Consider the following 20,121-nt stretch of genomic DNA (forward strand, 5'->3'; position numbering starts at 1 on the left):
AACAGACTGCAAGATATGGCAGTAGGCACTATTTTGAACGCACCTGTAATCCGTTAATACTATTTAGCAAAGGGTTATTCACTCAATAAGTTTGTTTATAAAATGAAACACTTAGAAATACGTAACCAATTGCTTATCGTTTATTCTAAAGGTTAATAAATACATTAAGTATTTAATAATAACATTGACTATGATAAATCTGGTGTGTTATATTAAAACCGTAAATAAAACGGCTTCTTAGTCTTGCTGGTACAACGGATTTTATTTTCGCATTCAGAGAGGATGGTTTAGGTGGCAGCAGCTGTAAAAGCAAAGATGATTGTAGACAAATCTTTTCGTATTGCTGAAGTCGATAAACGCATTTATGGCTCTTTTGTAGAGCATCTCGGGCGTGCCGTATATGGTGGCATTTACGAGCCTACTCATTCAACTAGTGATGAAAGCGGTTTCCGAAATGATGTTAAAGAGTTGGTAAAACAGCTTGATGTTCCTATTATACGCTATCCGGGAGGCAATTTTGTATCCGGTTACAATTGGGAGGACGGTGTCGGCCCTGTTGCGTCCAGACCTAGACAGTTGGAGCTGGCGTGGAGAACGGTCGAGCCGAATGAAGTGGGTACGAATGAATTTTTCAAGTGGGCCAAGGATGTAGGTTCCGAAGTCATGATGGCGGTTAATCTGGGTACGCGCGGAATTGATGCTGCCCGTAATCTGGTGGAATATTGCAACCACACAGGCGGCTCTTACTGGAGTGATCTACGTCGTAGTCACGGTGTAGAGCAACCACATAAGATTAAAACCTGGTGTCTTGGTAACGAGATGGATGGCCCATGGCAGATTGGTCACAAGACAGCAGAAGAATATGGCCGTCTGGCTGTTGAATCTGCAAAAGCCATGAAGCTGATTGATCCTGACATTGAGCTTGTATCCTGTGGCAGCTCCAGTTCCACAATGCCGACGTTCCCGGAATGGGAAGCAACCACGCTGGATCATACCTATGAGGTAGCGGACTATATTTCCTTGCACCAATACTACGGCAATCATGACAATGATACGGCTAATTACCTGGCACGCTCTATGGATATGGATCATTTTATTCATACGGTCATTTCGACTTGTGACTATATCAAAGCAAAGAAACGCAGCAAGAAGAAAATGATGCTCAGCTTTGACGAATGGAACGTATGGTACCACTCCAATGATGCAGACAAAAAAATTGATCCGTGGTCTGTGGCACCGCCGCAGCTTGAGGATATCTATAACTTTGAGGATGCATTGCTGGTAGGCAGTATGTTGATTACGTTCCTGCGCCACGCGGATCGTGTGAAAATGGCTTGCCTCGCCCAACTGGTTAACGTTATTGCGCCGATCATGACCGAGAATAACGGAAAGGCGTGGAAGCAAACAATTTTCTATCCATATTTGCATGCTTCCCGTTATGGTCGTGGGATATCGCTGATGCCTGTCGTGGATTCGGAAAAATACGATTCCAAGGACTTCACAGACATTCCTTATCTGGACAGCGCTGTAGTTTATGATGAAGAGGGAGACGCACTGACTGTCTTTGCAGTGAACCGTCATTTGTCTGAATCGCTGGAGCTGACAGTAGATGTACGCAGTTTTGAAGGCTACCGCATTGTCGAGCATACTGTATTGGAGCATGATGATCTTAAAGCGACCAACAGTCCAGCTGGTGAAAAAGTTACGCCTCACAACGGCGGCAACGCCAAGCTTGAAGACGGAATTGTAAAAGCTCATTTGGGCAAAGCATCGTGGAACGTTATCCGTCTCGCTAAGTCTCATTAATTCTCTTCTGTAAAAGGTACAGCTTCGACTGTATCTAAATAAGCTCGCATTCTCTCTTGTAAGAGTATTACAAGAGCGGCAATGCGAGCTTTTTGCGTAAAATGAGCCATTTGTCCCTCCATAGATATAGGTTTCTAAGAGAAAGGTGGATTTTAAATAAATATTATATTTATTACTAAATTTAACTAGACAAAGATGACCTTTATTCACTAAGTGCTCGTACTCCGTACATTTTTATGAAGTTAATTAGACCCAGTGCCAGACTTCCCAGGTGAAAAAAGACCCTAATATATAGTTGTCAACGTATTGATATCTGAAATGCAGGGTGTGCAATCCGACTTAAATCCACGTTATACTTTAAAAGACAGTCTATTTAAATCCAAATGGTGGTTGTAGTATTTCGAGAAAGGAATGATCTGTATGAGTCAAACAGACGAATATCGTTTTCAAGTGAACTTGGGCGGTATGATTGATATTTTGGCCAATCATTTATATAGCAGTCCGCGAGTGTTTATACGTGAGGTTCTGCAAAATGCAACAGATGCGATCACGGCTCGCAAGGAGCTGCGGAAGGTTGCTGCTGAAAGTAATGTATTACAAGAAGACAAGGCCCTTGAAGATACAGCTTCTGAGAGTAACGACTATGAAGGTAAAGTCATCGTGGAGTTATCTGGTTCCGGGGAGCATCAGGTATTGATGATTCAGGATAACGGCATTGGATTGTCAGAAGAAGACATTCACCGTTTTTTGTCGATCATCGGTCAGTCTTCCAAGAAGGGAGCCGATTTGCTGGCTTCTGAGACTTCGTTTATCGGACGCTTTGGGATTGGGTTGCTATCCTGCTTTATGGTGAGCGATGAAATTGTAGTGCTGACCCGCTCGGTGAAGGAAGGCATCTCCATGGAATGGAGAGGGAAGCCGGATGGGACGTATACGATTCGTCGATTGGAAACCGAGCTGCCTGTAGGGACGCAAATTTATTTGCGCTGCAAGCCGGGAAGTGAGTTTTATTATGAGCCAGTGCATGTAGAGGAGTCTCTATTCTATTATGGGGCGTTGCTGCCGTATCCGGTCATGCTGTCTGTAGATGGGGAGACCAAGCGCGTCAATCTTCCGTCGACGAGCTGGATGCAGGACCCAGAGCAATTACGGAGTCGCCGTAGTGAGGTACTGGATTTAGGCTATCGCCTGATGGGCGAGCGCTTCAGTGATTTTATACCGTTGCGGACGGCATCGGGCAGAACAGGCGGGATTGCATTCATTTTGCCTCGCAGTGTTAATCTGAACAGCAAGCGGCTGCATCGGGTGTACCTGAAGCATATGCTGGTGTCCGACAAGGCGGAAAATGTTTTGCCGGAATGGGCATTCTTCATTAAAAGTCTGATTTGGACAGATGAATTGCAACCAACGGCATCACGTGAGTATTTTTATGAAAATGAGCAGCTTGACGATGTTCGTTCTGAACTGGGAAGCTGTATTCGGGAAGAACTGCTACGAATGGCGCAGTATGAGCCAGACCGCTTGCAGCACTGGATTCGTTTGCATGAGCTGTCCATGAAGGCGCTCGCCGTGGAGGATGATGAATTTTTGCGGATAATGTACCGTTGGTTTTCCTTCGAAAGTACATTTGGGCGGCGTGAGCTGAAAGAACTGATCCAAGAGGCGGACGGACGTCCACTGCATTACACATCGACAGTAGATGAGTATCGTCAGATTACGCATGTGGCGGCGGCGCAATCCATGTTGGTGATCAATGGCGGCTATATTTATGATTCAGACATTTTGGAAAGGCTGCATTGGATTGACCCTAACCTGCAAACAGAGCGTCTTAGCCCTGAGGAAGTATCTCTTTCATTTACCGGGCTAACGAAGGAAGAACGCGAGAGTTATTACGGTGTGCTACGTGTCATGGATGCAGCTTTGCAGCCGATGCGTTGCCGCGCTGAGTTGAAGCGTTTTGAGCCTGCGAGTTTGCCAGTGTTGTATACCATTTCTCAGGATGCACTGACCTTGCGCTCCATGGAAAACACGGTTGAGGAGACAACCTCACTTTTTTCCAATGTGCTTGATAGTCTGAAAGCAGGAGTCCAGCAAAATTCGGGCTATTCCACCTTATACTTTAATCTGAACAACCCGGTGGTGGCACGGATTCTTGAAGCTACCGATACGCAGATGGTCACGGCAGCTACAGAAATGATGTATGTGAATGCGCTTATGATGGGGCACTACCCGATGAACCGCAGTGAGTTGGGACTGATGAATCGGAGTGTACTGCATTTTATCAATTGGGGATTAGGGAATGGACAAAATGCGTAATTGCGTAATTATAGGGGGAGCCAAATGGAAGATACGATATATGAATTGATGGAACAGGCGCAGGATCTGCCCGGGGGTGCAGCAAAGCTGGCGATTCTGGAAGAAGCTGTCCGCTTGGCAGACACATCCGGGTTGAAGGAACTTGCTTATGAAATCCGGGGAGAGATTGTGGACTGCGCTATTTTTAACGGATATCCATTGAAGTCGCTGATTGCTTTTTCGTGGCAGTTGGGCCAATTTGATCAAAATCCAGAGGAATACGACGCAGATGAGCTGTTGTGGAATTATAAATGGATACTCGGGAAGGTGTGCAGCTTTTCCAATATATCAAAGACTCAAATAGAAGATCTGGCGGAGGATATGCGCAGACGTTATGCCGAATATGGGTATAATGAGCGTCCATATTACTATTATAAGTTCCGCATCGCGATGGACATGGGTGAACTGGATGAAGCACGGCGATATCTGGATACCTTCCGCTTGGTCGAGCGGGACAGTATGAGTGATTGTGAGGCCTGCGAGCAGAGCCAGATGGTGCGGTTCTATTATTTGACCGGAGAAGACGAGCAGGCGCTTGCCGTGGCAAAACCGATTTTGTCGGGTCGCATGAAATGTGCAGAAGTACCGCATGTGACGCTCTCGCAGGTGCTGTTGCCGCTTTATCGTCAAGGCGAGGTTGATCAGGCAAAGGACAATCATCGCAAAGGCTACCGCCTAATTCGGGATGATCGCGACTTCCTGAAAACGATAGCGGAGCATATCGAATATTTGGCGATTGCCGATCCAATTCAAGGAATCGAAGTGGTAGAGCGTCATCTACATATGGCACTGGACTATGAGAGCGGGCTGGAGCAGATGTATTTTTACGCGACGATGGTGAGTCTACTGCAAAAGTTGGATACTTCGGGAGAAAAACGGTTGATCCGGTTGCCGGCTTCCTTGGAATGGGGTAAAGAGGATCGCACTTTGACAGAAATCATTGCGTACTTTAGGCCACTGGCAGAGTCAGCGGCGGCTGATTTTGATCGACGGAACGGGAATACGTTTTATTCCGATTGGATCGGGAAAATTGTTCAAACGGCATAGAAGAAGTGGTAGCTGTGACGAATACTTTATACAGCCCAAACAATGAGCAGGTATAATGTTCCTGTGAAATGACAGGAGGGGTTATGTTGTGACTGTAACCGAAAAGGTGATTAATTTCGCACATCGCGGAGCTTCAGGTGTATGTCCCGAGAATACGATGGCGGCATTCCGCCACGCCTTGGAACTGGGAGCAACAGGTATAGAGACGGATGTGCAGCGTACCCAAGATGGGCATCTGGTGCTGATTCACGATGAGTCGCTGAAGCGTACGACAGGTTGCTCACTGGATGTAAAGGATATTACGCTAGAAGAATTAAATAAACTGGATGCGGGCAGCTGGTTTGATGAGAAATTCCGAGGTGAGCGGGTCCCGATGCTGGATGAGCTACTGGAACTAGCCCAGTCCTCGAATACAATTATTAATTTAGAGTTGAAAAATAGCATTTATCTCTATCCGGGAATGGAGGAAGAGGTCATTGCTGCCGTGAAGCGTTTTGGGTTGGAACAGCGGGTAATCATATCCAGCTTCAATCACGAATCGCTGGCGCTCTGTGCGCAGCTTGCTCCTGAAATCAAGACGGGGGCGCTGTATATCGAAATTATGGTTCGTCCATCGGAGTATGCCACCCAATTCGGGGTTACAGCACTTCATGCCTACAAACAAGTTGTTACACCAGAGGCTGTATCAGAGGCTTTGGCATTAGGCGTCGTCTACCACCCATGGACGGTGAATGAGCCAGAAGAAATGAAGCGTCTGCTGGAGGCCGGGGTGAACGGCATCATCACGGACTACCCTGATCGGTTGGCGCACTTATTGGCTGTTCGCTCTCTCTAAGTCGAAGATACATCGGAACTGTGACTAAGGTCTGCAAGGATATGACTGTGGCTATTTATTGAAGCAAAAAAGACTCTCCTGTACGCACTCGTTTTTACGAGGCGAGGGAGAGTCTTTTTTGCCCTAAGCCGAAGAGCGTATCATCCACGATGACCTTGATTCCTTTCTACTTGATGCCGAGCCGCATCCGATAGCTGAACAGGATATCTAGTGTTCTGCCCTGAAAATGATTCTCTACCAGCTTCACGAAGCGGGCTATATCGTCGTCAAGCGCTCGATTGCCAAGTTTGAAGAGACTTTGAATACCCCCTTGGCTGAGAGCGAGCCCTGTATAGCGAGCTGCGTCACACTGCTCACGGTTATGGAAGACAATCTCCCGGGTATATCGGAATTGTCCGCTGCGGTGCAGATTAGCTAAATGCTGATCCGTGCTCCATTTATGAGCTTGTTGCTCTACTGGGGCTTCCTGTTCCAAAAGGGTATCCGCTTTGGTGATAAGCTCTGTATAAGCTTGCTCTATCTGCCATTGCAGCACCGGAGGCCAGTCACAGTCAAAGGCCGCGAACACGCCGCCCTGAGCCAAGACCCTGCCCGCTTCCTGAAGCGTGCTCTCGGGGTCCATCCAGTGAAAGGATTGAGAGCAGGTAATGACGTCTACAGTTCCGTCTTCAAAGGGCAGGTTGTTGGAGGACCCGCTTTTGAAGGAAATGGTTCCTGCCATTGTCGTTCCTGCTGTCTCTAGCTTGCGTTGCGCTTTTCCTCTCATATCCGGGTTAGGCTCGATACCGACGATTTGCCGAGCGGCGTTTTCCCATATGAAAGTTGAAAGTCCTGTACCGCAGCCAATATCGGCAACTAGCTCTACATTTCGCTCCAGATAGCGGCTGATGATTTCCACGACGAGTGACGGTGCTTCCGGGCGGTGCTGATCGTAGTTGTCGGCAAAACCGTTGAAACGATCCACATTACTTTGCAGATTTCCCTCAGGGATCATAGGTCCTTTTCCTCCTTAGTTTCGACTGGGCGGCCGTGTAGATTCAAATGCTGCTGTACTCCTATATTGTACAAGTTTACATGTTCATCCATCTACTCTCGTAATTTCACAGCACCCGTCGGATTTCGGAGGGAGGAAATTCCCCTATTTTATCATTGAAGCAAGTGCCCACTCGCGCATCATGGAGTCAAGCATCGGACGCAAATCTTCGCGTTGCATACCCATGTGGAGCACGGCTTCCAGATATCCAGCTTTATCTCCAATATCATAACGTGTGCCTTCCAGCTCTAATGCGAGCAGTTGGTTCTGCAATGCTACTTGATGAAGGGCATCTGTCAATTGGTATTCACCGCCCGCTCCAGTGGACAGGTTTTCCAATATAGAGAAAATGGAAGGCTCCAACACATACCGACCAATGACTGCCTGCCGCGAGGGGGCCTCTGACGGAGAAGGTTTTTCAACAAGCCCACCGACTTCGTGAATGAGACCGTTCTGGTGAGTGGAGTCAATAATGCCGTATTTACTTACATCCTGTTCTTCCACTGTGCGCACGCCGACCACTTGCTTTCCAGTCGCTTCGTAAACATCCATCATTTGACGAATCGCCGGGGTGGAGGAATTCATAATATCATCGCCCAGCAACACGGCAAAGGGCTCATCGCCAATGAACTGACGAGCGCAGCTGACCGCATGTCCCAGGCCGAGGGGTTCTTTTTGACGGATATAGTGAATGACTGCTTTGCCCCCGATGCTTTGAACTTCACGTAGGAGATCATATTTACCTTTGCTCTCCAGTACCTGCTCCAACTCCACAGACTTGTCAAAATGATCCTCGATGGCTTTTTTATTACGCCCCGTTACGATAATGATGCTCTCAATTCCGGACTTGATGGCTTCTTCTACGATATATTGAATAGCCGGCTTGTCAACGATGGGAAGCATCTCTTTCGGTAAAGCTTTCGTAGCTGGTAGAAAACGGGTTCCTAATCCGGCGGCTGGAATAACAGCTTTTGTAATTTTTCTCATAGAAACTCACTTTCCTTTCGGGATGGGGAACCGAATACCCAGTATCGGCTCCCGATATAATTGATGATCATTCCGGCTGCGGTCGCGATCAGCTTGCCTAAAGCAAGTGGCAACTCGGTTCCAGTGTGAAGCACTTGCAATAATAAGGAGGTTATCCCCAATACGATGAGGTTAATGACGATAAATTTAGGTAATTGACGCTTATTAGTGTCGTTTGATAGTTGTTTGTTGAATGTCCATTTGCTGTTCAAAATATAACTGTTGGCTGTGCCGCAGCTGTACGAAATGATCTGCGCTACAATGACCGGCACTCCGACCCAAGCCAGCAGCATAAAAATGATATAATCTACACCCGTATTCACCAGACCTACGATGCCAAATCGGATCATAGGAAGCAGCTGGGCCATGCGACTTTTCATGGTTTAGGCTCCATGACCGGATTTGGGTCCGGTATATACCGCACTGTTGCCGCGCACTGTGCGTCCTGCCGAAATCAGGCTATCACGTGCTCCTTGCATGTACAGGGATTCACGGGGTTCAGGGACTTTCATAGCATGTGTCGGACCGTTTTCATATTGGCCACCCAGATGCTCACGGACAATGTAAAGCGGACGTGCTTTGGTTTCGTCATAAATCCGTCCAACATATTCACCCATAATACCGAGGATGATCAGGATCACCCCGTCGAAGATCAGGCTGATGCTAATCATAGACGACCAGCCCTTCATTACATAGGAGTCGGTGAAAAAGTTGAGAAACAGTACGTACATCAGATACAGGAAGCCGGACATGGATAGAAGTGCACCGATATACCCTGCCAGTTTAAGCGGTTTAATCGAGAAGGATGTGATCCCGTCCAGACTGAGCTTGATCATTCGTTTCAACGGATACTTGGTTTCGCCTGCGAGTCGCTCATCGCGCTCATATTCTACAGCAGTTTGTTTGAACCCGATCCAGCTGACCAGTCCACGAACGAATCGGTTATTTTCCGGCAGCCGTTTCAATTCTTCTATGACCTTGCGATCCATTAGGCGGAAGTCCCCGGTGTCGACCGGGATATTAATATCCGTTGATGCTTTAAGTACACGGTAGAAGAGGCTGGCAGACCATTTTTTGAAGCGAGTTTCGCCATTGCGTTTGAGCCGTTTGGCGTAGACCACTTCATAGCCTTCCTTCCACTTGTTAGCCATCTCAACAATCAGTTCCGGCGGGTCCTGGAGGTCAGCGTCAATGACGACGACCGCCTCTCCCACCGCATAATCCATCCCGGCGGTAATCGCTAGCTGATGACCAAAATTGCGAGAGAAATCAATCAATACAATGGTGTCATCTCTAAGACTGAATTCCTTGATCAATTGTACGCTGCGGTCCGAACTTCCATCATTTACGAAGATCAACTCGTAGGGCTCACCCATTGAGCCCATGACTTGTTTCAGCCTCCGGTAGGTTTCCGTAATAACGGCTTCCTCATTGTACATCGGAATAACTATGGAATAACGGATGGGTTCACTCATTCGTAGTTCCTCCTCATTTATAATGTGATTTCGTATAAAGTACCGCTTCCGCTACGTTCGTCTCCGCCAGGGCCACCTTGACCATCCTGGGCGTTTGCATTGCTGTTTGTGGTGTCGCTTCCGCTCTCGGTTGCTTTAACGTCTGTACTTGTTTCGCCTGTTGTTGTTTTCCATTCATCTGTAGGGATCACTTTGCCGTGTTCTTTGATCCATGCAGTGACTTCAGAGTTACCGCCGTCCGGTCCGCCGCCTCCACCAGAAATCATGAAGTACTTCACTTGGCCGCTTTCGACCAGTGCCTTAATTTTATCGACGGTATAGACTGGATCGGAAGATACAAAACCATTCATAATAATTACTTTTTGTCCGGCCTCGACCAGGTAAGGAGCAGCCGTTGAATAATTACTTGCTGCGAAAAGGTAGGTTTCACCTGTGTTATTTTTTTGCAAATAGCTCAACGTTTTTTGATCTAAACTTTGGCTACCGTTTGGTCCCCCCATTCCTCTGGAGCGGGTAGAAGACTTTTGTTCCGTGTCTGTACTTGTTTGTGTGCTTGAAGTATTTCCATCAGGACTGGAATTCTCTACATTATTAGTCTGGTTATTCGTTTGAGTTCCTTCGGCTTGTTGTCCATTGGCGCTCTGACCTCTAGTGCGATCATTGCCGCCCGGCATTCCGCCACCACCGCCGCCAAATTGAGTCGGTCCGGCTTGTGGAATCATGCTGTTCCCCCCGTAGACGATCGGTGTCAATGCCCAGTACACAGGGCCGATAAACATAGCGAGTACACTTGCAATGATGGCGAATCTTGTGAACTTCTCAGATTTCATTCGTGCTACTACCAGTAGCGCCGTGCCGATGATCCCTAGGATCAATACCGCGATGGACCAGCCTCTACCAATGGTATCGTTGTAATTTTGCAAAACAAACCAGCTAAATACCGAGGTTGTCAATACTGCGGCGGGTAACAGCCAGGAGAGCCAGTTGGAACGCTCACGATACTGCTTCCACAATTCTACGAATCCTGCTCCAAAGAGCGCTGCAATTGGTGGCGCGAGCATAATCAGGTAATAATGATGAAAGAATCCTGCTACGCTGAAAAATGCAGCTACGGGAATCAACCAGGCCAGCCAGAAGATGACCTCTTTGTGCTTTTGTGTGATATTACGACGTCGAATGCTTGCAAGCAGACCGATGGAAGCAATCAATGCGAATGGAAGCAGCCAGCTGGCTTGACCTGACAAGGAAGATTGGAACAACCGCAAAGGTCCTTTTTCGCCAGTGCCGAACATGCCACCACCGGAATTTCCTCCCGGTCCACCGCCTGGTCCACCCTGGCCACCTTGCCCATCTCCAGGACCACCTTGCCCGTTGCTGCCAAATTCACCCGGTGGCATTTGACCACCTGCACCGAATCCGCCTGCTGCCATGTTGTTGGCACTAGAGTCACCCGTAGTGGTAGTACTGTCCGATGATGTAGTCGTCTGAGCCTGATCCGTGCTCGTATTGCCGCTATTCGTTGTAGCGTTATTGTTCCGATCCATGCGTTCTCCGCCACGATTGCCACCTGTACCCTGATCTCCTGTCAGACGGGACAGGCCGTTATAACCAAAGGCCAAATTCAGTACAGAATTGGTACCGCTACTTCCCATATAAGGGCGTTCATCTGCCGGAGTGGAGTCCACTACGACTGCCCAGGAGAGCGATACGATCAGGAGGACACCTGCTGACCCTACTAGTGTTACTGCTTTTCGCTTCCAGTTAAACTTGGAAGCCAGCAGATAGAACAAACCCAGTGCGGGAACGATCATATAGGCTTGTAGCATTTTTTCGTTAAAGGCGATGCCTACGACTGCGAAAGCAGCAAGGATCAGCCCGGTTTTGTTATTTCTAATGCCTCTGAACAATAGCCATGTTGCGAGCAACAGTGTGAAGACCAACATAGCGTCGATGTTATTCGTGCGGCTAACCGCTACGGCTATCGGTGTCGTTGCCATGGCGAAGGCGGCCAACCGTGCAGCCAGTGTACCGAAGCTTGGTTTGACAAGCAGGTAAACGAGCAAGACCGATCCGACCTGAGCCAGCGCTTGTGGCAGGATAACGCTCCAACCGTGAAGACCGAATATATAGGCGCTCAGCGTCTGAATCCAGAACACCACAGGTGGTTTGTCTACCGTTACCGATCCGGCAGAATCAAGTGAGGCGAAAAAGAAGTTGTGAAAGCTTTGTAGCATGCTTGCTACGGCCGTCGTGTAGTAGGTGTTTACATATTTGTCTTGCCAGATGTTGTATCCATTCAAAAATGCGGATATCAGCATAATGATGATCAGGGGGATGTCCGCCCTGGTCTTAAACCATTTCTTAATCATGTTTATTCCACTCCCTGTGAAAATTCTTTGTATTTATTCCGTTGTTCTAGCCGCTATCTTCAGGACTGCGGAATGACCAGTCGCTTCTGATCTTGGCCCGGTGAACTACCGGCTTGCTATTATCATGTCATACGTACCTTAATGGGTTCTGAGCGCTCCCTGAACGTTAGCTGAAAGCTGAGCAGAGGTGCTTTTTTTGCGACAGGATTCAGGTATATTAGATACAGGTAGAAAATGAACCGACTTTTTATGAGAAAAATGCGGCAACATGAAAGGGAAGATTAAATAATGAATCCAATACACGGAGTTAAAATTATGCTGGCAGATGATGAGCCTCATATTTTGCAATTTTTAGAGCTTGGACTGCTTAATGAAGGATACGAAGTCAGAACCGCCGAGAACGGGAGTGAAGCGCTCGATTTGGCAAGAGAGTTTCGTCCGCATGTAGCGGTGCTGGATGTGATGATGCCGGAAATGAACGGTTTTGAGGTGTGCCAAAGTCTCAAGGAGACGGAGGATAACATCGCGGTTATTATGCTGACCGCCAAGGATGATGTAGACGATCGGGTAAAGGGTTTGAAAATCGGCGCGGATGATTATGTCGTGAAGCCCTTCAGTTTTAATGAGTTGCTGGCTCGCATTGAAGCGCGCTTGCGCAATCAGTTCCCCGATCTGCTGGGCGAAGTGGTTCACGGACCCTTTCAAGTGGATGATCGACGGAAGGAAATTCGTTATCAGAGTCAGGTGCTGGAGCTGTCGCCTACCGAATATGAACTATTGAAGTTTCTGGTGCTAAACCACGGGATTGTGCTGAGTAAAAGTCGTATACTGGACCGGGTATGGGGGTACGATTTTGGGGGCGAGGATAATATTGTTGAAGTGTACATCCGCTCCTTACGTGAAAAACTCAAAGACAAGGAGCACCGGGTCATTCGTACGCTGCGCGGTGTGGGATACCGGGTGGATCTGCTATGAAGGCGGGAGGGAAAAGGCGGAGAACATATGCGCTCCGTTCTCTCCGGTCCCAGCTTTTAGCCAGAACGTTACTCATTTTGGCTTTGCTGCTCGTATTGATTGGTTTTCTACAATATTTTCTGATGAAAGATTTTCTGTATCGCAGTCGGGCAGAAGCTATGGATACGCAGCTGAATTCAATTCCTGCCGATTTATTGATTAAGGATTCACAGGAGCAGAGTGAGGTAACCGCTCCCCGAGAACAAACCAATCGGAGGAATAATCGACCGGGGCCGTTTTTGTTCTGGCCAGATATGTCGCTCGCTTCTATAGATATAGATGGCACCTTCCAGAGCTTGTCCAACGAAAACGGGCTTAAGCCGCCACGTCTCACCACTGAGCAATATCATGCGATGCAGCAGAGCAAACGTATACGTCACGGCTATCAATTAATCACGGATGCTCAGGGGAAAGAGCAACTGGTTGTATTCCGTCCGCTCGGTCCACCTGACCGTTCGTCCGGTTTACTTCAAATGGGCGTATCCACGAATTCTATGCAAGAGCAGTTGATTAACCAACTCCGCACCTTTATTTTATTGTCACTGATTGCGCTTGCGATTGGGTTGGCGCTTATGCTTCCTGTGCTGCGCCGCACGTTGGTCCCCCTCTCCAGGATGGTCGAGGCAGTCAAACGTATTGATGCGGGCAATCTGGCCGAGCGCTTTGACGCAGAGCAGGGGCAGTATGAGGTGGATCGTTTGGCAGTTTCATTTAATGGGATGCTGGAACGGTTGGAGCATTCGTTTGCTGCCGAACGGGAATTGCAGATGCAGATGAGACGATTTATTGCGGATGCTTCCCATGAACTGCGCACCCCGCTCACATCTATTCACGGTTTCTTGGAAGTGCTGCTTCGTGGAGCAGCATCTAATCCGAAGCAGCTTCAATCGGCACTAGAAAGTATGTATGGTGAATCCAAGCGGATGAATAAACTGGTCTCTGATTTACTATTGTTGGCTAAGCTGGACCGAACACCGGAGTTGAAACTGGAGGACATACCACTAGATGCGTTGCTGTTGGAAATGAAACCGCAGCTCCTTATGCTGGCAGGTACACGTAAGGTAGTTTTTGATATGACGGCAGGTATACGGGTGTTGGCAGAGGGGGATAAAATCAAGCAGGTAGTGCTCAACCTGTTTCACAATGCTGTTCAGCATACTGATATGGAAAGAGGTGTGATCCAGGTAAACCTGTCTGCAGGTAAGAAGTTGGTGGATATCCAAATTCGTGATAACGGACCAGGCATGAGTAAAGAACAGCTGGAGCGGATATTTGAACGTTTTTATCGTGGAGATGAATCGCGTACACGTAGCTCAGGCGGGGCGGGCCTTGGTCTGGCCATTACACAGTCTATCGTGGAAGCACACGGTGGGAACATTACGGCTGAAAGCACACCGGGAACGGGAAGTGTATTCAAAGTAACGCTACCTTTAGCGGGAACAGTATAGTTTTTAAGATTATGGCGTAACATAAAAATAGCCCCCCGAACCGCAGCTTTGGTTATAACACGGCTCGGGAGGCTTTTCTATTGTTAGTTAATCAGCGAAGCTTTTTGTAAAAGCACGTGAAGAACCTTGGCGGATGCCTCACGGGTTGTAGGTGCATTCGGCTGGAAGTAGGAGGAGCCTTTAATCGCTTCTCCGTTGATAATACCTGCTGCACTTACTTTTTCAATACTGTCCTTGGCATAGCCTGCAAAGGATGAAGCATCATGGTACGGTGTGCGTGCAGGGCCATCGGCTGTAGCTTTGATTTGAAGCAGGTCTACAGCTTTACCCAGCACGACAGCAATTTCTTGACGACTGATATTAGCGTTCGGATCAAACTTGTCGCTGCTGCGACCCGTAATCAAACCAGCTTCATAAGCGGCTGCTACATCGCCGGAGTACCAGCTACCTGCCGGGATATCACTGAATGGTGCAGCAGTACCCGGTGTCAGGCCGAGTGCTCGGGTTACCAGGGCTGCAAATTCTGCACGCGTCACGTTCTTCTTCGGTGAGAAAGTCGTGTCAGTCGTGCCGTTAATCAGCAACTTGTTCGCCAGTGATTGAATTTCCGATTGGGCATACGACGATGAAATATCTTCAAAGCTAACGGGACGTGTCGCCGCTGCATACGTCGAGAAGCCCGGACGGCTTACCTTGACGACGGTAGATCCATCAGCCTGCTTAGTGAAGACGGATGGAACGGGATAGACATTTTCATTTGCCGTATAGAGTACACCGGCTGTATTGGAATCAACTTGACCAGGTACGGTAAAGGATCTGCTAATAAACTGTCCTGGAGCAACTTTGAGCGATTGACTCTTGCCACCAGTGACAACATTAGCTTCAAACCCTACCGGGGTGCCAATCACATTGGAGCCTTTCAGCTTACTTGTAAAAGTGCTGCTCGCCTCTGTCTGGCTGCTGATTACCACTTCAATGCCTGCACCAGCAGGAACATTTTTCAGAGCGGATACTGGCAAAGCCATAGAAGAGCCTGTATTGCTTACAATCAAGCTGCTTCCTGCTGAAGCCTTGCCCAACGTTACCAGTTGTGTGGAAGTGAGCGATGCCTTCGTCGTTTGGCCTGCTTGGCTAGTGGCCGACAGTACAATAGCTGTCGGGCTGGAACCTGCTGCTGTCACGGCAGCCTGCAAATCTGCATCGGTTATTGTCAGCGACTGTATATTATTGTTCAATGCAATGGCTGTAGTGATAGTTTTAACAGCCTGTCCTTGTTTCACAACGCTTTGAAGTGAAGGTGCAGATGTAGGGACGGGAGTGGATGTGTTCGTTGTAGCAGAAGGTGTAGTATTGCTTCTGCCGCCACCTCCACCACCTCCGCCTCCACCACTACCGCTGGATGCGGCGCTATTATCCACACGAATAGCTTTAGTGGCGGTGAACAGTTTAGGACCATCGGTATTGCGTTCGACTTCACCCTTTTCATTCAGTTCCGGAGAACTGACTTCCAGCTTGTACACGCCATCTTTCAAGTGTTGAATAACGGGCTGACCGTTAGCATCCAGCACAGGCTTGCCATTGTCATCTAATTCGACGTAACTTCCGTCAATACCCTTAAAGGAATATGCGCCTTGTTTGAGGCGAGCGTTAGGTCCTTGTTCTTTGGAAGTCGTTATTCCATCAATCAGACCGATCAATTTATCATCTACGCCGTATACATAAAGCGCGATCTGGTTGGTTTTATCTGTGGTCAGGCGAAAAGCCAAATCTGTTGAGCGCTGAGCACCTGTCCGACTTGGGTAAATAATCGGATTGGTAACACTCAGGTCCTGCAAGCCGAAGCCAGTTGTAGGATTTTCTTTGCCCACATGAACGACGAACGGCAGATGAAGGGTTGGTAGTCCGGCGCTTTTCAGAATAACTTCCCCTTCATATACACCTGTGGCTGCACCCGAATTTGGTTGTACAGACAGGAAGAACGGTTGAGATTTACCCGGTTCTGCCGAAATTGCTCCATTCGCGCCAACACCTTGCAACTGAACGGCAATGTTGCTCACGTCAGGTGTAGCAATCGGCTTAGTTGGATCAGAGGTTACATTATCATGTAAAACGGTGCTGGCCTCATATTGCACAGTGTTAGCCGACAAATTTTTGAGTTGAAGCTGAATCTGCTTCGCATCACTACCAGGTCGTAACACCCCGAAGCTGGCGGAAGGATTGTAATTCACAACCTCCTGCCGATTAAAGTTTTTGTCGAGAATCGTAATCTTTTCGACGGTTTCCAGCAGGGCTGGCGTCTGAATCGCATTAGCGATGTTTACAAGGCCTGCACCTTGGGAATACACATCATATTGGATTTTATCCTCATCAAAGAGTGTAACCGAAGTGTTTGCCAGAGCAGCGCGGATATCAAACGGTGTCCAGTTTGGATGCTGCTGCTTCAGCAGCACAGCAAGTCCAGCCACATGCGGAGATGCCATACTTGTTCCGTTACTACGTTTGTAAGCCTGCTCATACGATGCATCTGGATAGAACTTGGCGAAAGCAGGGTAGGTTGATAAAATGCCAACACCTGGTGCGCTCACGTCCGGTTTGATACTGAGCAGTTCATCTCCGTTCGGTCCGCGGGAGCTGAAATCGGCCATGGTATTACCTGCATTATCTGTGCGAATATAGTCTGCTCCAAAGGAAACTGAGAACTTTTCTCCAGCGTTGTCTACGATTTGTTTAGCCAGTGCACGGCCTTCCTTACCTTTCATGTCAAAGGTTGGAATAAAGTCAAAGCTGTCACCCAAATTGGAATTAACGTAGTCATCGCGACCTGAAATACTTTCCCCTAAATCAGCTTTGGTGATGTCGCCCGCTTTCGTATTCCCATTAAAAACGATAACAGCCTTCGCACCGTTTTTTTTCGCATTTGCGATTTTATCCACGAATGCCAAGTTGCCGCGTGAAACGAGGACGATTTTTCCTGCTACGTCTTTCCCTTCAAAATCATCAGGTTGTCCCAGATTTGCATATACGAGCTCATAAGGGGCAGTTCCTAAAATGGAGGCAAAGTCTTCTCTGCCTGTCTCCCAGCCCATCAAATTAAAATCATAATGTGCATAAGCATCATCAGTTACGGTCTTTTTCAATTCACCGTTAGCCTCCCAATAGGAGTCACGGGTGACCGAAGCTGTACCCGAGAAGCTTTTGCTCGGCGAAGTGGCTGCACCAACGGAAATCGCCAGCTGTGATGTTGCGGGAGAACCCATGGAATAAAAATAGGGGCCTTCCTGTGCCGCATTACCATTCGCTATGACCGCGACTACGCCGGAAAGTACAGCATTATTAATAGCAATGGAATCCGGGGAGTTCGGATCCTTTTCGGAATCCGAGCCCAGCGACAGGTTAATGACGTTCATACCATCTTTGACAGCGCGTTCAATGCCATCAATGACCTGTGCGGAGGAACCGGAGGAACGACCCGTCTTGGTATTGCGTCCAAGCACTTTATACACGTATAAGTCCGATTTATAGGCAATACCCTTTTGTACAATATCCGAGGATTTATTTGCGGCTTTACCGGCAATCGTGCCGGAGACGTGAGTACCATGTGTCGTTCCGCTAAAACCTGTGCCGTATGGGTCATTTTCTTTTTCAAGGAACGGTTCCTCGTAAGGGTCGTTGTCCTGTTCAAAAGAGTCATATCCGCCTTTATAGGCTTCTTTCAAATCCGGATGCTCATAATCGATACCGGTATCAATAACCCCGACCTTGATTCCCTCGCCATTCAATCCTTTGGCCCAGGCTTCAGGAACACCAATCTGGTCCAGCGGTGCGTTATCATAAGTGGCTTCACTGGCTGTAAGTGTTGGCGGATCCTGTACGGGGATGGAATAATACGTTTTGTTTTCATGAATGGATTTTACGCCTGGCAGTTTAGCCAGTTCTGGAATCTTATTGGCTGGCAGTGTGACCTCCAAGCCGTTAAGCACCGTGTTGTACTGGTAATTCACTTGGAGAGAAATACCATGCTCAGCGGCTTGGTCCACGAACGTAGTTTGCTCGGTGGCAATCGCGGATTCCGCTTTTTGCTCAGATTGAGCTGTAAAAGCTTGGATGCCTGTACGTGCCGCATATTTGTCCACGGCTAAGGGCTCACCATCAAGCTGTACGATAACTCTGACCTGGCGGGAAGAGTCTGTGCTGAGCTCTGGCGAAATGAAGGCCGGAGCCGCCTCAATAGTCAATGCTTGCTGAGCTTCCAAAAATGAGTTGAGTTGCAGATCTGCGGTAGCAGCAGAACTGACAGACGGCAGAGACAAGCTTACCGTCAAGGCAAGAGCGAGTGATACGACAGGTATTTTTTTCAAAATGATCGGCTTTTTCAAAGATTTCCCTCTTTTCAATCAAAATATGATATGTCTACATACTAGGATTTGAAGCCACTGCCGTTGTTCTCACGCCTCCCTTAATATCTAAAATAATAGAATTGACCACTGGTGACTAACTTGCCAGTTTTGAGGCATATCTTACCATATTGGTGGGATATATTACTATATGTTTTTTATATTTTTAGAAAAAATAAGGGTAACATCACATATAGATTCCATGGAAATGTTATGAATTTACTAGATTATTTTTGAAAACAATCGAAGGGGAATGGGAGAATGCGAGATTTAATGATATAATCTGCATTGGAATTGTTGAGGTTTCACAATCATGTAAAATGCCTAAGGCAAAGGAGTCGATTATGTTGGCAAAAACATTGATTTTCGGGCATAAAAATCCGGATACGGATACCATTTGCTCAGCTATTGCTTATGCAGACTTAAAAACCAAACTGGGCGCGGACGTAGAGCCGGTTCGTCTGGGCGAGGTGAACGGGGAAACGCAGTATGCACTAGATTATTTCAAAGTGAGCGCGCCACGTCTGGTTGAGCAGGTTTCTGCTGAAACGGACAACGTCATTCTGGTCGATCATAATGAACGCCAGCAAAGCGCCGCTGATATTGACAAGGTACGTGTAACTGAAGTCATCGACCATCACCGGATCGCTAACTTTGAAACAAGCCAGCCGTTATACTTCCGCGCTGAGCCAGTGGGTTGCACAGCCACCATTTTGAACAAGCTCTACAAGGAAAATGGTGTAGCGATTCCGAAAGAAATCGCAGGTCTAATGTTGTCCGCGATTATTTCCGATTCCCTGTTGTTCAAATCCCCAACCTGCACGGATCAAGACGTAGCTGCTGCTCGTGAACTGGCTGAAATTGCTGGTGTAGATGCAGATCGTTACGGTTTTGACTTGCTTAAAGCGGGAGCTGATTTGAGTGGTCATACCATTGAACAGTTAGTAAGTCTGGATGCCAAAGAATTTCAGATGAATGGTCGCAAAGTGGAAATTGCTCAAGTGAACGCAGTAGACGTCAACGATGTGCTATCGCGTCAGGCTGACCTAGAAGCTGCATTATCCCAAACCATTGAGGCCAAAAATCTCGATCTGTTCCTGTTCGTTGTAACAGACATTGTGAACAGTGATTCCATTGGTATTGCCCTGGGAAGTCAAGCACAAGCGGTTGAGAAAGCCTATAATGTTCAGTTGGACGACAATAAGGCTGTTCTAAAAGGCGTTGTATCGCGCAAATCGCAAATTGTGCCTGTATTGACTGACGCTTTTAACAGTTTGTAATGATAAATAATAAGCCTCCTGAACCCGACTGTATGATGG

Annotated in this window: 13 protein-coding genes; 7 read left to right on the plus strand and 6 right to left on the minus strand. The window is 47.8% G+C overall.

Features of this window, described 5'->3' with window-relative positions:
* Nucleotides 1-291: 291 nt before the first annotated feature.
* From MHI21_RS01860 to MHI21_RS01875, 4 genes are all read left to right on the plus strand, one after another.
* Complete coding sequence (locus MHI21_RS01860; protein WP_023986630.1) at nucleotides 292-1,806, plus strand: alpha-N-arabinofuranosidase; 1,515 nt, start codon at nucleotides 292-294, stop codon at nucleotides 1,804-1,806.
* A 420-nt stretch (nucleotides 1,807-2,226) separates the two neighbouring features.
* Nucleotides 2,227-4,122 (plus strand): HSP90 family protein, encoded by a 1,896-nt coding sequence (locus MHI21_RS01865; protein ID WP_342419319.1) that lies wholly within the window; start codon nucleotides 2,227-2,229, stop codon nucleotides 4,120-4,122.
* 24 nt (nucleotides 4,123-4,146) lie between these two features.
* Nucleotides 4,147-5,208, plus strand: coding sequence for a hypothetical protein (locus MHI21_RS01870; RefSeq protein WP_342419320.1), 1,062 nt, complete (start codon nucleotides 4,147-4,149; stop codon nucleotides 5,206-5,208).
* 88 nt (nucleotides 5,209-5,296) lie between these two features.
* The gene (locus MHI21_RS01875) at nucleotides 5,297-6,043 is read left to right on the plus strand and encodes a glycerophosphodiester phosphodiesterase (RefSeq protein ID WP_341162490.1); all 747 of its coding nucleotides are present in this window, start codon (nucleotides 5,297-5,299) and stop codon (nucleotides 6,041-6,043) included.
* Between the two features lie 166 nt (nucleotides 6,044-6,209).
* On the opposite strand, the gene MHI21_RS01880 is transcribed toward MHI21_RS01875, so the two are convergent.
* The 5 genes from MHI21_RS01880 to MHI21_RS01900 form a co-directional block, all read right to left on the minus strand.
* Nucleotides 6,210-7,037 (minus strand): class I SAM-dependent methyltransferase, encoded by an 828-nt coding sequence (locus tag MHI21_RS01880; protein WP_342419321.1) that lies wholly within the window; start codon nucleotides 7,035-7,037, stop codon nucleotides 6,210-6,212.
* A gap of 144 nt (nucleotides 7,038-7,181) precedes the next feature.
* Nucleotides 7,182-8,063 (minus strand): UTP--glucose-1-phosphate uridylyltransferase GalU, encoded by an 882-nt coding sequence (galU, locus tag MHI21_RS01885; protein WP_165179628.1) that lies wholly within the window; start codon nucleotides 8,061-8,063, stop codon nucleotides 7,182-7,184.
* Nucleotides 8,060-8,482, minus strand: a complete 423-nt coding sequence (locus MHI21_RS01890) for a GtrA family protein (protein ID WP_342419322.1) — start codon at nucleotides 8,480-8,482, stop codon at nucleotides 8,060-8,062. The genes galU and MHI21_RS01890 overlap by 4 nt, the downstream gene beginning before the upstream one ends.
* Nucleotides 8,483-8,485: 3 nt before the next feature.
* On the minus strand, nucleotides 8,486-9,577 hold the full coding sequence (locus tag MHI21_RS01895) for a glycosyltransferase family 2 protein (RefSeq protein WP_165179629.1): 1,092 nt from the start codon (nucleotides 9,575-9,577) through the stop codon (nucleotides 8,486-8,488).
* Nucleotides 9,578-9,594: 17 nt separating this feature from the next.
* The gene (locus MHI21_RS01900) at nucleotides 9,595-11,946 is read right to left on the minus strand and encodes a glycosyltransferase family 39 protein (protein ID WP_342419323.1); all 2,352 of its coding nucleotides are present in this window, start codon (nucleotides 11,944-11,946) and stop codon (nucleotides 9,595-9,597) included.
* Nucleotides 11,947-12,234: 288 nt separating this feature from the next.
* On the opposite strand from MHI21_RS01900, the gene MHI21_RS01905 reads away from it, so the two are divergent.
* Together MHI21_RS01905 and MHI21_RS01910 are read left to right on the plus strand one after the other, a co-directional pair.
* Entirely contained in the window at nucleotides 12,235-12,921 is a 687-nt protein-coding gene (locus MHI21_RS01905) for a response regulator transcription factor (protein ID WP_342419324.1), read from the plus strand.
* Nucleotides 12,918-14,408 (plus strand): HAMP domain-containing sensor histidine kinase, encoded by a 1,491-nt coding sequence (locus MHI21_RS01910; RefSeq protein WP_342419325.1) that lies wholly within the window; start codon nucleotides 12,918-12,920, stop codon nucleotides 14,406-14,408. The genes MHI21_RS01905 and MHI21_RS01910 overlap by 4 nt, the downstream gene beginning before the upstream one ends.
* 83 nt (nucleotides 14,409-14,491) lie before the next feature.
* Here the strand turns inward: MHI21_RS01910 and MHI21_RS01915 are convergent, their stop codons facing one another.
* Nucleotides 14,492-18,784, minus strand: a complete 4,293-nt coding sequence (locus tag MHI21_RS01915) for a S8 family serine peptidase (RefSeq protein WP_342419326.1) — start codon at nucleotides 18,782-18,784, stop codon at nucleotides 14,492-14,494.
* Nucleotides 18,785-19,146: 362 nt separating this feature from the next.
* Here MHI21_RS01915 and MHI21_RS01920 point away from each other — a divergent pair, with 362 nt between their 5' ends.
* Nucleotides 19,147-20,082, plus strand: coding sequence for a manganese-dependent inorganic pyrophosphatase (locus MHI21_RS01920; RefSeq protein WP_274597358.1), 936 nt, complete (start codon nucleotides 19,147-19,149; stop codon nucleotides 20,080-20,082).
* The last annotated feature ends 39 nt before the right edge of the window (nucleotides 20,083-20,121 follow it).

This window comes from Paenibacillus sp. FSL H8-0168 (assembly GCF_038592955.1).
GTDB lineage: Bacteria > Bacillota > Bacilli > Paenibacillales > Paenibacillaceae > Paenibacillus > Paenibacillus polymyxa_B.